Raw genomic sequence first — 13,733 nt, 5'->3', positions numbered from 1 at the left:
GCGCATTTAGACCCTTCAGGCTTCAAACAAACAGTCGAATATTTCTTCAATGTGATAAAGAATTTTTATCGCCATCCACTTACGGTCACGTCGATCAGGGCCTGGCGAAAGGCCTGCAAAGGTGGAATTTCCGCCTGTTCCTTCAATGTCACGAAGCCTATCTGGATTGGCGGCAAGGCCAAGTCCGGCACGTTGAGAACCTGAAACTCCCGGGACGCGAGATGCGTCTCGAGCGCCACCATCGGAACGCAGGTGAGCAGATCCAGCTCGCGCGCCAGGTGGATCAGCGCGGAAGGGTCCGCAGCCACCTCCACCTCCGCGACCGGCGCTCCCAGACCGAGGTTGCGCAGACCGGTTTCCAGCGCGAGCCGATTGCTGGAATCGTGCGGTGGCAAGGCCCAGCGTTGTCCGGCCAGGTCCCCGGCTTCCATGGCTGAATTGCCGGCCAGCGGATGGGTGAGCGGGCATGCCAGCACCAATTCGGTCCGTGTCAAGGGATCGTAACGCAGTGCCTCGACCACATTGTGCGGGACCCATTCCCAGTCGACCCGTCCCACGTAGCAATCCAGCGTTCCCTCGGCCAGCTCGTGCATCATGTCGCTGACGATGCCGGTGCGCAGCCGGTAGCGGATGGTTTCCTTCGTCGATCCAAGCCGCCGCAATGCGGCCGGAAGAATGTTCGGCACCAGCGCGGAATTTGTGCCGATACGCAAGGTCAGGACCTGATCCTCGTGCAACTCGCTGACCAGATGGTCGAATGTCGCCAGGCCCGCCCGCGCCCGCTCCAGGGCCAGTCTTCCGGCAGGGCACAAGGTCACGCCGCGCACCGAACGGTCGATCAGGGTTACGCCCAGAGCCAGCTCGAGATCCTTGACCATCTGCGAAACCGCGGGCTGGGTCAGGTTCAGCACCTTGCCCACTTCCCGCAACGACCCGTGACGGTCGATCAGAGCCAGCAGACGTAGATGCCGGAGGCGGAGGCGGTCGAAATGCTGCGGCGAATAGCTCATAAGAAATTTCTATCACATTCAAAGAATACTGGGTCTATTTGCTTTAACATAAGCATGTCTAGCTGTTTGCAATAGAAAAGTCTGCCGTGTCAGGTCGGAGGTTCCTGCAACGGTGGAGAGAGTTTCCGGAAAACCTGTCGCCCTGGCGGCGGGAGGGCCGCGGAACTCAAGGGAGGATACATGAGACGAGCGAACGTCATATCCGGCGCGGTGCTTACCGTGTTCAGCCTGGTGATGCTGTTTGTCATCATTCCATGGCAGATCGATCCCGCGCCGAAGGGCATGATCTCCACGCGGCTCGTTCCCAACCTGATGATGATCGCGATCGCCGCGATGTCCGTGGTCCTCATCGTCACCAACCTGAAATCCGCGAATGGCGCGACCGACCCCTCTCCGCTCACCCTTGCCGACCTGCGCGTGGTGCTGCGGATCGGCGGGCTCTTCGCTGCCGTGATCGCCCTCTATCTGCTCATCGGCCCGCTGCCTGCGGGATTTGCGCTGGTTTTCGGTGGGCTTCTGCTTCTGGGCGAACGGCGGCCGGTCATGCTGGCCGGCATGCCCGTGCTGCTGCTGACCGCGCTCTGGCTACTCTTCTACAAGGTGCTCGGCACCGCGATCGTGTGAGGCAGCATGGAATATCTGGCTCTCGGATTTGTGGACGTGCTCAACCCGGCGACGATGTTCTGGGTCGCGGCGGGCGTTACCATAGGCTACGTTCTGGGGGCGATCCCCGGCCTTGGCAAAGCCACCGGTGTGGCCGTTGCCATCCCGTTGACCTTCTACCTGTCGCCCGTTGCCGCCCTTGGCATGCTGATCGGCATCGCCAAGGGGAGCGCCGCCGGAAGTGCCGTCTCGGCGATCCTGCTCAATACGCCCGGCGAACCGTCCTCCGCGCCGACGGCGCTTGACGGATATCCGCTCGCGCGCCAGGGCAAGGCTCAAAAGGCCCTCAAGATGGGCCTCTTCGCCTCGGTGATCGGGGATTTCGTATCCACGCTGATCCTGATCGTGCTTGCCGCGCCGCTCGCCCGCTACGCACTGCTGATCGGGCCGGTCGAACTCACCGCGATCCTGCTGTTTTCCCTGACCTTTATCGGCGGATTGTCGGGCGGATCGATGCTCAAGGGTCTGATCGCCGCCGCTTTCGGTATCTTTTTCGCAACCATCGGCATTGAAGGGGAAACCTTCATCCCCCGCCTGACATTCGGTCTTCTCGAACTGGATGACGGTATTTCGCTGGTTCCGATGGCCATCGGGATGCTGGCGGTCGCGGAAATGATGATCCAGGCGGGCAATCTGAAGAAGCTCGACACCGAAACCGAGGCCCTTGCCCAAAGCAGCAAGCCCGAGGACCGGAGCGTGACACGGGCCGAGTGGCGGCGCTGTGCCCCGGTCATCGCGCGCGGCACGCTGATCGGCTCCCTCATCGGCATCCTTCCCGGCCTCGGCGCCAGTGTCGGTTCGTTCCTTTCCTACGGCATGACCCGGCGTCTTTCCAGGACGCCGGAAAAATTCGGAACCGGCATGATCGAAGGCGTCGCCGCGGCCGAAAGCGCCGACAACGCCGTCGTGCCCTCAAGTCTTGTGCCCCTGTTCGCGCTCGGCATTCCAGGCAGCGTGATCGCCGCCATCCTGATCGCCGCGTTCATCCTGCACGGGCTGACGCCAGGTCCCCTGATGTTCCAGCAGCAGCCGCGGCTGGTGGCCGATGTCTATGCGGCGATGCTCTTTGCCAGCCTCGTCATGCTGATCATCGGCTACACCTGCCAGGGGCTTTTCGCGAAGATCATTCTTGTGCCGATGCGCCTCATCATACCGGGCGTCCTGCTCTTGTGCTGCGTTGGCGCCTATATGGAGACAAGCAGCATCTTTTCGATCTACGTGATGCTGTTTTTCACGGCTTTCGGGTATCTCGCACGCAAGCTCGACTTTTCCTTCGTCACCTTTCTCATCGGTTTCGTGATCGGTCCCAAGCTGGAATTCAGCTTCCGGCAATCCATCCAGCTGCTCGACCACAACACCGTCAATTTACTGCACCACCCGATCGCCATCGTCTTCCTTGTGCTGACGGCGGCGACCCTGTGGTGGATCGGGTGGTGGAAACGCCCGCAAACACACTGCGCGCCGGGCGAGCGCGGATCGACACCAGAAACGGACATCGCTCGAAATTCCAAGGGAGGATCGTAATATGATGAATTTCACCAAACGCGGACTGCTGGGCGCAGCGCTCGGACTTGCCATGACGGCTGCCGGCGGGCTTCCGCCGGTTCAAGCGGCGGACGGCTATCCGTCCGGCCCGATCACCATGCTTGTGGGCTACGGCGCCGGCGGGCAGACCGACCTTGTGGCCCGCGCGGCCGCGCAGGTCATGTCCGGCGAACTCGGCGAACCGATCAATGTGGTCAACATGCCCGGTGCGGGCGGTTCCCTCGCCGCGCACCAGTTGCTCAAGGCGGCTCCGGACGGCCAGACCATCCTGTTCCACTCGGATTCGGTGGTCAATTCCGCGCCGTTCATCATTGAACGTGTGAATTTCAAGCCGGACGACTTTGAATATGCGGGCATGATCACGGCCTACCAGGTGGGCCTTGCGACCCACAAGGACGCGCCGTTCGACACGCTGCCGGAATATATCGCCTGGGCCAGGGAACATCCGGGTTCCAGCTACGGCGCTCTCAGCCCGGAAGCGCGCATGTACATCAATGCCATCGCGGAAAAGGAAGGGCTGGATGTCAATATCGTACCGCTGAAAAGCGGCGGCGAAATGCTGAACGCCCTCCTGGGCCGGCAAGTGGAACTGGCCTTTTCCGGCGGCATCCACTTCCGCAACCCGGACGAGCTCAAGACCATCTCGGCGCTGACCACCTTCCGCCAGCCCTCGGCTCCGGACGTCGCCACGATCGAGGAGGACGGCTTTCCGCTCGGCATGGATTCGCGTACCACGCTGTTCCTGCCCAAGGGCACGCCGCGTGACATTCTGGACAAGCTGGCCGCAGCACTCAAGGCAGCTGAGACCGATGAGAACTTTGTGAAAATCACGGAGAGCGCGAACATCCCGATCATGTATCTGGGTGTCGACGAAGCTTACGCCGAGATCGATGCCACCTATGAAAAACACAAGAAAATCCTGAAAAACTGAAGCTTCAACTGAGCACATTTGCGCGGGCCGGCGATCCGGCCCGCCCTTCCCATCACTCCATGTCAGAGGCCCCTATGTTCCAGCCGCTCAAGGGCAAGCGCGTCATCGATCTGAGCCAGGTCCTCGCCGGCCCATATGCCACCTACCTGCTTGCGCTGATGGGGGCCGAGGTCATCAAGATCGAAAAGCCCGGCGAGGGTGACTGGACGCGCAGCGGCGGACCGGATCAGGACCTTGCCCGGCAAAAAATGGCGGTGAACTACCTCACCCAGAACGGGGCGAAGAAATCCGTCACCATCGATCTGAAAAAACCCGAGGGCCGCGCCCTTGTGCTGGAGCTTGCCGCCGGCGCGGACGTCTTTCTGGAGAATTTCAAACCCGGCGTGGCAAACCGGCTGGGACTGGATTTCGCCGCGGTGCGCGCGGCCAATCCGGCCATCGTCTACTGCTCGATTTCCGCATTCGGGCAATCCGGTCCTTTCAGTCCGCGTCCCGCCTATGACCATATCATCCAGGGGATGTGCGGGATCATGCAGACCACCGGAATGCCCGGCAACGGTCCGACCAAGGTCGGCGCACCTTACGTCGATTACGCAACCGGCATGAACGCGGCGATGGCGGTCATGGCCGGCCTGATGGAGGTCCAGCGCACCTCGGAGGCGGTGCAGATCGATGTCGCGATGCTGGATACCGCGCTGCTGCTCATGGCGTCGCTGATGACGCAACATCTGACGACCGGCTGGGTCCCGGCGCAGAACGGCAACGAAGCCTGGAGCGCCAGCCCCTCCTCCGGCGCTTTCGAGACCGCCGAGGGCACCTTGATGCTCGCGGCGAACAACGACCGCCAGTTCCGGCAACTGTGCGACGCGTTGAACCGGGCCGATATTTCCACCGACCCGCGCTGGAAAACCTCTGAAGCGCGGGGGAAGAACGCCGCCGATCTGCGTAGCGAGCTCAATGCGATCTTTGTCACCCGGGGCGCCGCCGAATGGGAGGACCTGCTCGCCCGTTTCGATGTTCCCGCCGGACGTGTCCGCACGCTCGATGAAATCCTGGATGAGGACCATATCCGTGCGCGCGGGCTCCTGCATGTCATGAAGATCGCGGACAGCGACCGGCCGATCCATGTGCCGAGCCTCAGCTTTCAGGCAAACGGCAGCGCACCGGCCCCGCTCACGCCGCCGCCGGCACTCGGGGCCGATACGGACGAGGTTCTGTCCGCATGCGGCATCCCGCTCGAGCGCATCGCCGCTCTGCGTGCGGCCGGTGTTCTCTGAATAATCTGATGGTCTGATCGGGTTTGCGTGAGGACCGGGAGCCACCGATGGCCGAGACGGCTTCCGCTCAGTTCAGGCTGTGTATGGCATCCGGCAGATCGAGGGAAAAGGCCGGGATCGTGACGTCGAACAGGGTTCCGTCCGGGCGTTCCATGGAATAGGTGCCCGCCATGATGCCGGAATCGGTGCTCAGCGGGCAATGGGAGGAATATTCAAAGGTCTCGCCGGGCTCGATCACCGGCTGCTCGCCGATGACCCCGTCACCTTGAACTTCCGCCTTTCGGCCCATGGCGTCGGTGATCTGCCAATAGCGCGTCTTGAGCTGCACCGATTGGGTGCCGCCATTGTGGATCTCCACCATATAGGCCCAGATAAACTCGCTCTCATCCGGCTTCGATTCATCGTCCAGATAAAACGGTTCGACCGAAACTTCGATCCCTTCGGTAGTGGCGCTGTAACTGCCAGACACGATTGTTCCCTTTGGGTTAATGTCAGGCAGGACCCTTTCCGGAAACAAGTCCTGAGCCTGGGGCTAAGCCCTTAAATATGAAGGGGCTTATAGGGCGAATGACGCAAGCGTGAAAGACACCAACTTGCGATTTTCGAGTGAATTCTGCATGAAACCCGCTGATAATCTCTAAAAAAGTGCTCCCTTGATGCTCGATGCCCGTTTGCGCCCCCTGATCGACCCACCGCTGAACCGGATGGGCCGGATGCTTGCCGCTACCGGGATCGGCGCGAACGCCATGACGCTGGCCGGGTTCGCGGTCGGATTGACGGCCGCCGCCGCAATCGCGTCAGGTGCCTTTCTGGCTGGATTTTTGCTCATTGCGCTCAACCGGCTCGCCGACGGTCTGGACGGTGCGATCGCCCGGGCGACACGAAAAACCGACCTTGGCGGCTATCTCGACATCACGCTGGATTTTTTCTTTTACGGCGCGATCCCGCTCGCATTCGCCATCAACGATCCCGCCGGCAACGCGCTCGCCGCGGCGGCTCTGCTGACAAGCTTTTACGCCAATGGCTCCGCCTTTCTGGCCTTTGCCATCATGGCGGAGCGGAAAGGCCTGAGCACCGGCGCTCAAGGGTCGAAATCGCTTTATTATCTCGGCGGTCTGGCCGAAGGCACGGAGACCATCGCACTGTTCCTGCTGATGGCGCTCCTGCCCGGCTGGTTCGCGGTTCTGGCCTGGAGTTTCGCGGTCGTCTGCTTCGTTTCCGCGGCCGCACGCGTGTTGATCGGCGTGAAGGCGCTGCGGACCTAGAGTGTGTCGCGTTAAATTGAATTCAGGAAATCGCCCGAACGCATTTGCAATGCAAACGCTGCCTCGGGCGTCTTCCTAAATCCATGAATCCGCTTAAACGCAACACGCTCTAAACGGCGTTCAAGGCCTTCTCGACATCCTCCAGCAGATCCTGCGGATCTTCCAGGCCGACCGACAGGCGCAGGATGCCGTCATTGATGCCGAGTTCGGCGCGGGCCTCCTCGCCGATCGACTGATGGGTCGTGGTCGCCGGATGGGTGATGAGGCTTTTCGCGTCGCCCAGATTGTTGGAAATCCTGACGATCTCAAGCGCGTTGGTGAAGCGGAAGGCCGCTTCCTTGCCGCCTTCGATCTCCAGCGCGAGCATGGTGGAGCCGCCACGCATCTGGCGTCTGGCCACGTCCGCCTGCGGGTGATCGTCCCGGCCCGGATAAATCAGCTGTTTCACCTTGGGCTTGCCGGCAAGGAAATCGGCGATCTGCGCGGCGCTTTCGCTCTGGCGGGCAACGCGGATCGGCAGGGTTTCCAGTCCCTTCAGCAGCACCCAGGCGCTGAACGGGCTCATATGCGGGCCGGTATGCTTGACGAAAGGCATCACCTCCTCGGTGATCCACTCCTCGTCGGAAAGCACGACACCGCCGAGACAGCGGCCCTGGCCGTCAATATGCTTGGTCGCGGAATAGACGACCACATCGGCGCCGAGCTGCAGCGGCGACTGGTACATCGGTGTCGCGAAGACATTGTCGACGATCAGGCGGGCGCCGGCCTCTTTCGCGATCTCCGCCACGGCGGCGATGTCGATGATCTCCAGCGTCGGGTTTGTCGGGCTTTCCAGAAACAGTGCCCTGGTGTTCGGCCGGACCGCGGCTTTCCATTGCGCGATATCCGTTCCGTCCACCAGCGTGCTTTCGACACCGAAGCGCGGCAGCAGCGTTTCGCAGATATAGCGGCAGGAGCCGAACAGCGCCTTGGCGGCGATCACATGGTCGCCCGCCTTGACGGCGGCCATCAGCGCCAGGGTGACGGCGGCCATTCCGCTGGCGGTGCCTCGCGCGGCTTCCGCCCCTTCCAGCGCCTTGAGGCGGTCCTCGAACATGGAGACGGTCGGATTGGCATAGCGGGAATAGACGTAACCCGGATCTTCGCCGTTGAAGCGCGCTTCGGCGGCTTCCGCGTCGCTATAGACGAAGCCCTGGGTCAGATAGAGGGCTTCCGAAGTCTCACCGAAGGGTGACCGCATGGTGCCGCCGTGAACCAGTGTGGTTGCCGGGCGCCAGGTGTTGTTTCCGGTCTTGGTGTTCTCAGTCATCTTCAGTCCGCTCCAAATGCAAAAAACCCCAGCCAAAAGACCGGGGTTTGCACCTCCGGCCTATTTAGCAACTTATTTAACGTGGCTGCAAGCCGGCCGGCCCAAATCACCACGAAGTGCATCTGTCCTAGGCGAAAACGGCTTCCGGGTCAATCTCCTTCGACAAAGAACCAGAAAGCCTGTTGGCGCGGGCCGCCGCATCCGTTAAGGACGGTAGGAAGAAGACCATGCGGGACACCTAAATGAACGTGACAACGGGTCAGGCCTTGAACGGAAGCGCTTCTCTTTCAGCGGAGGGCATTTTGCCCGAGCGCGTCATTCACGCCATGTTCGCCTCCGGCGAGATTTCCGCGCCCGAGCCACCCGTCAGCGGTCAGGTGCAGCCGGCCAGCCTCGACCTGCGCCTCGGCACGGTCGCCTACCGCGTGCGCGCCAGCTTCCTGCCGGGCCCCCGGATCAGGGTTGCCGACCGCCTGGAACAGCTCAAGCTGCACACCGTGGACCTTGCGGTTGGCGCGGTGCTGGAAACCGGCTGCGTCTATATCGTGCCCTTGCAGGAAAGCCTGGCGCTGGCAGGCGATATTTCCGCGACCGCCAACCCGAAGAGCTCCACCGGCAGGCTCGACGTCTTCACCCGCGTGATCACAGACAACGGGCTTGCCTTCGACACGGTGCCGTCCGGCTATACCGGTCCGCTTTACGCGGAGATTTCTCCCCTCACCTTTCCGATCCTGGTGCGCACCGGCTCCCGGCTCAGCCAGATCCGTTTCCGGCGCGGGCATTCGCTTATCGCGGACAGCGAGCTGGAAGAAGTTCACAAGACCCATACGCTGATGAGCGGTGGCAACGAGCGCATCGGCAACGGTGTCCAGCTCTCCATCGATCTTGAGGGCGAGGGTCCCGGCAGCCTGATCGGCTACCGCGCCAAACAGCATTCCGGCCTGATCGATGTCGACAAGGTAGGCGCGCACGACCCGCTCGATTTCTGGGAGCCGATCTATCGCCGCCACACGGCGGAGCTGATCCTCGATCCCGATGCGTTCTATATCCTGGTCAGCCAGGAAGCGGTGCATGTGCCGCCCGATTATGCCGCCGAGATGGTGCCCTTCGATCCGCTGGTCGGCGAATTTCGCGTGCATTACGCCGGCTTCTTCGACCCGGGTTTCGGCCATGTGGGTGCCGGCGGTGTCGGATCGCGGGCGGTTCTGGAAGTCCGCTCCCACGACGTGCCCTTTATTGTCGAGCACGGCCAGACCATCGGCCGTCTGGTCTACGAGCATATGGCGGAACGGCCCGAGCGGCTTTACGGCGAGGGCATCGGCTCCAACTACCAGGGCCAGGCGCTGAAGCTTTCCAAGCATTTCAGGATGCCCGCCTGAGTTCCCATGGCCCTCAAGACGATCCACCGCGAATTCGAAGGCTTTCTGGAAGACCGGAAATCCCGTTTTCTGGCGCATCTCGTTCCGGTGGACCGCTTCGAACAGCGCCTTGAAGAGCTGCGCAAGGAACACAGGAAAGCGGCGCATATCGTCACCGCGCACCGGCGCCTGCTGGAAGACGACCGCATCGAGGAAAGCGGCAAGGACGATGGCGAACCGGCAGGCACCTCCGGCATGCCGACGCTGCGGGTGCTGCAGGGCGCGGAGCTGATCAACTGCGCCGTCCTGATCGTGCGCTATTTCGGCGGAACGAAACTTGGCGGCGGCGGCCTCGCCCGTGCCTATTCGGGAGCCGCGCAGGACGCGATCAACAACGCGCAGCTGGTGACCTTCCAGAAGATATTGACCAGACGGATCAGCGCCGATTTCGCTTCAGGCTCCGAGCTCGAACGCAGGATCGAACACCTGGGGCTGAGCGTGGTCTCGCGCGACTTCACCGAGGACGGTGTGACGCTGACGGTCGAAGGTCCGGAGGATGCGCTGGCGGAGCTTTAGACTGTTGCTCACGGGCTCCCTTCCCCCTTGTGGGGAAGGGTCAGGGATGGGGTGAACCGCGAAGCGGTAAATTGGTCGAGGTCTCAACGCCAGGACAGAACCCCCACCCCCAACCCCTCCCCACAAGGGGGAGGGGAGCTGCCCGCTGAAAGGCTTCAGGAAAGCCCCCACCCCACACGGTTCATTCACCCCTTCGCTTTGCCCACTTCATTTCGCAAGACCTTCACCTCGTCCCTGAGTGCCCTGACCTCTGCCAGGATCAGTCCCGTATCGTCATGGATGGCCTGGCGGTTGGCGTCCGCCTCGGCGTCATGCTCTTCCTGCATGGCCGAGACGATGATGCCGATGAAAAGGTTCAGCACCGTGAAGGCGGTACACAGAATGAAGGGCACGAAGAACAGCCAGGACCAGGGGAACGCCTCCATCACCGGCCGCACGATGCCCATGGACCAGCTTTCCAGCGTCATTATCTGGAAGAGCGTGTAGAGCGAGCGGCCGATATTGCCGAACCAGTCCGGAAACGCCTCGCCATAGAGCTTGGTCGCCATCACGGCAAAGACGTAAAACACCAGCGCCATCAGCACCATGATCGACCCCATGCCGGGGAGCGCGGCGACGAGGCCGCCGATGACACGGCGCAGGGACGGCACGACCGAAATGAGGCGCAACGCCCTGAGGATACGCAGGGACCGGAGAACGGCAAACGCCCCGCTGGCCGGCATCAGCGCGATGGCGACGATGGTGAAATCAAAAACGCTCCACGGGTCCCTGAAGAATTTCAGGCCGTGGGCATAGAGCCGCAAGGCAAGCTCGATCACGAAAATGCCGAGGATAAAGCTGTCCAGGAAGACCAGCAGCCCTCCCATTTCCGCCATCACGGAAGAGCTTGTTTCGAGCCCGAGCGTCACCGCGTTCAGAACGATGATGGCGACGATGCCGTATTCCCAATTCCGCGAGGCGACAAGCGCCCTGACCCGATTTCGCATTTACCCGCCCTGGACTGTGACCGAACCTGAATTCCGCGCCGATGCGCCGGGCGGAAGATGGCAATTCCGGCGCCGCCGTGCAAGATCCTGCCAGACTAAAAAGCCCGCTTGACAGTATCGGCAACTCAGCGCAGAAAGCTTGAAGATCTCGGCGGGTGTAGCTCAATGGTAGAGCAGAAGCTTCCCAAGCTTAAGACGGGGGTTCGATTCCCCTCACCCGCTCCAGATTTTTCTGTCCGACCGACAAAACAGCCAACCGAACACTCCCTTCTCAGGCTCAGCGCAGTGTTTCGCCGACGCGGTCCGGCCCGGGCAAATCGGTGCGCGAGAGACCGATGTCGTCCAGCAGGTAGTCCGGCATTTCGGACAGTATTTTCATGTCCCGCCGATGACGCAACCGGCGCAGCAGGTCGCTGATGAAGCGAGTGAACAGGCCTGAGCGCTGCGGCTGAACAATCGGGATGGTAACGGAAAAGTCGGTCATCTTGCTTGCTCCATTCGAATTGCGATGAAGCAAGTTTACGAGTCATTTACGCGCCCAGTGCGCAAATTTCTCGCGTAATTGCGATAATTTCGCATTCTGTTCAATACTTGTGATAAATATTCGCGCAGCCGTAATTGAAGCAATACAGGTTGTGCATGACATGGACCATCTTGACGAGTTTGACCGTCATCTTTTGAACCTTCTCAGCATCGACAGCCGGCAAACCGGCAAGCAGCTTGCGGAGAAGATCGGCCTCTCCCCCGCCGCCTGCCTGCGGCGCGTACAAAGGCTGCGGGACATCGGCGCCATCGAAAAGGAAGTCGCAATCGTCTCGCCGAAAGTTACGGGCGGTTTGGTCACGCTTCTGGTGATGCTGGAGCTGGCCCGTGGACAGCCGGACCTGACTGACGGCCTCCGGCGGAAGCTCCTGAAACTTCCACAAGTGAAAAAGATCTACCACGTGACCGGCAATGCCGACTTCGTCATGATCCTGGAATGCGCCTCGATGGAAGCCTACGCCAACTTGACCGAAGCGCATTTCTACGTCGATGAAATCAAGGGCTTCGACACCATCGTCGTTCTGCGGTCGTACGACCCCGAGCCGGGTTGACTTCTCCGGGAAGGATGGCACAAAATTTCAGCGGTTCAGGCCACCCTCTTGCCCCGGATCATGTCCGCAGCCTTCTCCGCGATCATCACCACGGGCGAGGCCGTGTTGCCCGAGACGATCTTCGGCATGACCGACGCGTCGATCACGCGCAGGCCTTCCAGGCCGCGCACCCGCAATTCCGGGTCGACCACGGCATTGGCGTCCACGCCCATACGGCAGGTGCCGACAGGGTGGAAGATGGTCGTGGCGATGTCGCCGACCTTTGCGAGCAGATCCTCTTCGCTGTCGACCGCCGGACCGGGCAGGATCTCTTCCGGCCGGTAGCGCTCCAGGGCGCGGGCGGTCATGATCCGGCGGGCCTGACGCACGGATGTGACCGCGACCTGACGGTCCTTTTCGGCTGAAAGGTAATTCAGCCGGATGTCGGGCTGCTGCGACACGTCCCGGCTCCGGATGTGGACGGAGCCCTTGCTTTCCGGGCGCAGATTGCAGACCGAGACGGTGATGGCCGGAAAGCTGTGCAGCGGGTCGCCGAGCTTGTCTGTGGAGAGCGGCTGGACGTGGTATTCAAGATCCGGCAGGTCCAGCGACGGGTCGGATTTCGTGAACATGCCGAACTGGCTGGGGGCCATGGCCATCGGACCGGAGCGGGTCAGTCCGTATTGCAGCGCGATCGCCGCCTTGCCGAAAAGGCTGTTGGCCATCGTGTTCAGCGTTTTGGTGTTCCGGACCTTGTAGACAGTGCGGATCTGCAGGTGATCCTGCAGGTTGCCGCCGACATCGGGGCTCTCGTGGCGCAGCTCGATGCCGTGAGCGGCCAGAACATCGCCATTGCCGATGCCGGAGAGCTCCAGGATCTTGGGCGAGTTGATCGCACCGGCCGCCAGCAGAACCTCGCGCTCTGCCCTGGCCGTGATGTCCTTACCCTTGTGGGAGAACGCCACACCGACGGCGCGCCTGCCCTCCATCAGGATGGATGTCGTTTCCGCGTGGGTGATCAGCCTGAGGTTCGGGCGCTTCAGGGCGGGTCTCAGAAAGCCCTTGGCGGTATTCCAGCGCACGCCGCCCTTCTGGTTGACCTCGAAGAAGCCGCTGCCTTCATTGTTGCCATCGTTGAAATCCGCGCGGGGTTCGACACCGAATTCCTTCGCACCCTCCTGAACCGCGCGCAGGATTTCCCAGGTCAGCCGCTGTTTCGCAACCTTCCACTCACCACCACCGCCATGCATGGCGGTATTACCGGCATGATGGTCTTCGGATTTCAGGAAATAGGGCAGGACGTCGTCCCAGGCCCAGCCGACATTGCCAAGCTGGCGCCAGTGGTCGTAATCGGCCGCCTGCCCGCGCATGTAGATCATGCCGTTGACGGAGCTACAGCCGCCGAGAACCTTGCCGCGTGGATAGACAAGGCTGCGGCCGTTGAGCCCCGGCTCGGCGGCGGTCTTCATCATCCAGTCGGTGCGCGGATTGCCGATGCAATAAAGATAGCCGACCGGAATATGGACCCAGTGGTAGTTGTCCGAGCCACCGGCCTCGAGGAGAAGAACGCGCACGGACGGATCCTCCGTCAGGCGGTTGGCCAGTACGCAGCCGGCAGTGCCAGCGCCGACGATGACGTAGTCGTAGGTTCCCTCCAGCGCGTTCGGCCCGTTCATCTCGTTTCGCTCCCAATTCCGCTGCCGGGAGCATGGCCCCTCCCGGCCAAATGCTCCCGCTTTA

14 protein-coding genes, 1 tRNA gene and 1 riboswitch are annotated in these 13,733 nt (G+C 61.8%); of the genes, 9 read left to right on the top strand and 6 right to left on the bottom strand.

Annotated elements, in window-relative coordinates:
• Positions 1 to 65: 65 nt before the first annotated feature.
• The gene (locus tag CLV41_RS06800; RefSeq protein WP_103221405.1) at positions 66 to 1,010 is read right to left on the bottom strand and encodes a LysR family transcriptional regulator; all 945 of its coding nucleotides are present in this window, start codon (positions 1,008 to 1,010) and stop codon (positions 66 to 68) included.
• A 180-nt stretch (positions 1,011 to 1,190) separates the two neighbouring features.
• Here CLV41_RS06800 and CLV41_RS06795 point away from each other — a divergent pair, with 180 nt between their 5' ends.
• The 4 genes from CLV41_RS06795 (at position 1,191) to CLV41_RS06780 (ending at position 5,426) form a co-directional block, all read left to right on the top strand.
• Positions 1,191 to 1,634: a tripartite tricarboxylate transporter TctB family protein gene (locus tag CLV41_RS06795; RefSeq protein WP_103221404.1), complete on the top strand. Its 444-nt coding sequence runs from the start codon at positions 1,191 to 1,193 to the stop codon at positions 1,632 to 1,634.
• A 6-nt stretch (positions 1,635 to 1,640) separates the two neighbouring features.
• On the top strand, positions 1,641 to 3,197 hold the full coding sequence (locus tag CLV41_RS06790) for a tripartite tricarboxylate transporter permease (RefSeq protein ID WP_103221403.1): 1,557 nt from the start codon (positions 1,641 to 1,643) through the stop codon (positions 3,195 to 3,197).
• Between the two features lies 1 nt (position 3,198).
• Positions 3,199 to 4,149 (top strand): Bug family tripartite tricarboxylate transporter substrate binding protein, encoded by a 951-nt coding sequence (locus CLV41_RS06785; RefSeq protein WP_103221402.1) that lies wholly within the window; start codon positions 3,199 to 3,201, stop codon positions 4,147 to 4,149.
• Positions 4,150 to 4,223: 74 nt separating this feature from the next.
• Positions 4,224 to 5,426 carry a CaiB/BaiF CoA transferase family protein gene (locus tag CLV41_RS06780; protein WP_103221401.1) on the top strand — a complete coding sequence of 401 codons (1,203 nt, stop codon included), beginning with the start codon at positions 4,224 to 4,226 and terminating at the stop codon, positions 5,424 to 5,426.
• A 67-nt stretch (positions 5,427 to 5,493) separates the two neighbouring features.
• Here CLV41_RS06780 and apaG read toward each other — a convergent pair whose 3' ends face one another.
• Complete coding sequence (gene apaG / locus CLV41_RS06775; protein WP_103221400.1) at positions 5,494 to 5,895, bottom strand: Co2+/Mg2+ efflux protein ApaG; 402 nt, start codon at positions 5,893 to 5,895, stop codon at positions 5,494 to 5,496.
• A gap of 187 nt (positions 5,896 to 6,082) precedes the next feature.
• On the opposite strand from apaG, the gene CLV41_RS06770 reads away from it, so the two are divergent.
• Positions 6,083 to 6,691 carry a CDP-alcohol phosphatidyltransferase family protein gene (locus CLV41_RS06770; RefSeq protein WP_103221399.1) on the top strand — a complete coding sequence of 203 codons (609 nt, stop codon included), beginning with the start codon at positions 6,083 to 6,085 and terminating at the stop codon, positions 6,689 to 6,691.
• A 109-nt stretch (positions 6,692 to 6,800) separates the two neighbouring features.
• Here CLV41_RS06770 and CLV41_RS06765 read toward each other — a convergent pair whose 3' ends face one another.
• On the bottom strand, positions 6,801 to 8,000 hold the full coding sequence (locus tag CLV41_RS06765; RefSeq protein ID WP_103221398.1) for an O-succinylhomoserine sulfhydrylase: 1,200 nt from the start codon (positions 7,998 to 8,000) through the stop codon (positions 6,801 to 6,803).
• A gap of 43 nt (positions 8,001 to 8,043) precedes the next feature.
• A riboswitch (SAM riboswitch) is annotated at positions 8,044 to 8,123 on the bottom strand.
• Positions 8,124 to 8,242: 119 nt separating this feature from the next.
• On the opposite strand from CLV41_RS06765, the gene CLV41_RS06760 reads away from it, so the two are divergent.
• Entirely contained in the window at positions 8,243 to 9,379 is a 1,137-nt protein-coding gene (locus tag CLV41_RS06760; protein WP_103221397.1) for a 2'-deoxycytidine 5'-triphosphate deaminase, read from the top strand.
• A gap of 6 nt (positions 9,380 to 9,385) precedes the next feature.
• A complete protein-coding gene (locus CLV41_RS06755; RefSeq protein ID WP_103221396.1) occupies positions 9,386 to 9,934 on the top strand; it encodes an IMPACT family protein in 549 nt (182 codons plus the stop codon).
• Between the two features lie 185 nt (positions 9,935 to 10,119).
• Here CLV41_RS06755 and CLV41_RS06750 read toward each other — a convergent pair whose 3' ends face one another.
• Entirely contained in the window at positions 10,120 to 10,920 is an 801-nt protein-coding gene (locus CLV41_RS06750) for an ion transporter (protein WP_103221395.1), read from the bottom strand.
• Between the two features lie 151 nt (positions 10,921 to 11,071).
• On the opposite strand from CLV41_RS06750, the gene CLV41_RS06745 reads away from it, so the two are divergent.
• Positions 11,072 to 11,145, top strand: a tRNA-Gly gene (locus tag CLV41_RS06745).
• Positions 11,146 to 11,197: 52 nt separating this feature from the next.
• Here the strand turns inward: CLV41_RS06745 and CLV41_RS06740 are convergent.
• Positions 11,198 to 11,404, bottom strand: coding sequence for a DUF1127 domain-containing protein (locus tag CLV41_RS06740; protein ID WP_103221394.1), 207 nt, complete (start codon positions 11,402 to 11,404; stop codon positions 11,198 to 11,200).
• Between the two features lie 160 nt (positions 11,405 to 11,564).
• On the opposite strand from CLV41_RS06740, the gene CLV41_RS06735 reads away from it, so the two are divergent.
• Positions 11,565 to 12,014 (top strand): Lrp/AsnC family transcriptional regulator, encoded by a 450-nt coding sequence (locus CLV41_RS06735; protein ID WP_103221393.1) that lies wholly within the window; start codon positions 11,565 to 11,567, stop codon positions 12,012 to 12,014.
• A gap of 35 nt (positions 12,015 to 12,049) precedes the next feature.
• Here CLV41_RS06735 and CLV41_RS06730 read toward each other — a convergent pair whose 3' ends face one another.
• Positions 12,050 to 13,669, bottom strand: coding sequence for a GMC family oxidoreductase (locus tag CLV41_RS06730; protein ID WP_103221392.1), 1,620 nt, complete (start codon positions 13,667 to 13,669; stop codon positions 12,050 to 12,052).
• Positions 13,670 to 13,733: the final 64 nt, after the last annotated feature.

Source organism: Roseibium marinum, from assembly GCF_002906165.1.
GTDB lineage: Bacteria > Pseudomonadota > Alphaproteobacteria > Rhizobiales > Stappiaceae > Roseibium > Roseibium marinum.
This window is presented reverse-complemented; position numbering and strand designations above follow the sequence as displayed.

Bases quoted from the DNA above. Each gene is read 5' to 3' on its own strand.
- CLV41_RS06760 (WP_103221397.1), top strand. From the start codon at position 8,243: ATGAACGTGACAACGGGTCAGGCCTTGAACGGAAGCGCTTCTCTTTCA.
- CLV41_RS06795 (WP_103221404.1), top strand. From the start codon at position 1,191: ATGAGACGAGCGAACGTCATATCCGGCGCGGTGCTTACCGTGTTCAGC.
- CLV41_RS06735 (WP_103221393.1), top strand. From the start codon at position 11,565: ATGGACCATCTTGACGAGTTTGACCGTCATCTTTTGAACCTTCTCAGC.
- CLV41_RS06785 (WP_103221402.1), top strand. From the start codon at position 3,199: ATGATGAATTTCACCAAACGCGGACTGCTGGGCGCAGCGCTCGGACTT.
- CLV41_RS06755 (WP_103221396.1), top strand. From the start codon at position 9,386: ATGGCCCTCAAGACGATCCACCGCGAATTCGAAGGCTTTCTGGAAGAC.
- CLV41_RS06750 (WP_103221395.1), bottom strand. From the start codon at position 10,920: ATGCGAAATCGGGTCAGGGCGCTTGTCGCCTCGCGGAATTGGGAATAC.
- CLV41_RS06730 (WP_103221392.1), bottom strand. From the start codon at position 13,669: ATGAACGGGCCGAACGCGCTGGAGGGAACCTACGACTACGTCATCGTC.
- CLV41_RS06790 (WP_103221403.1), top strand. From the start codon at position 1,641: ATGGAATATCTGGCTCTCGGATTTGTGGACGTGCTCAACCCGGCGACG.
- CLV41_RS06770 (WP_103221399.1), top strand. From the start codon at position 6,083: ATGCTCGATGCCCGTTTGCGCCCCCTGATCGACCCACCGCTGAACCGG.
- CLV41_RS06800 (WP_103221405.1), bottom strand. From the start codon at position 1,010: ATGAGCTATTCGCCGCAGCATTTCGACCGCCTCCGCCTCCGGCATCTA.
- CLV41_RS06740 (WP_103221394.1), bottom strand. From the start codon at position 11,404: ATGACCGACTTTTCCGTTACCATCCCGATTGTTCAGCCGCAGCGCTCA.
- CLV41_RS06765 (WP_103221398.1), bottom strand. From the start codon at position 8,000: ATGACTGAGAACACCAAGACCGGAAACAACACCTGGCGCCCGGCAACC.
- CLV41_RS06780 (WP_103221401.1), top strand. From the start codon at position 4,224: ATGTTCCAGCCGCTCAAGGGCAAGCGCGTCATCGATCTGAGCCAGGTC.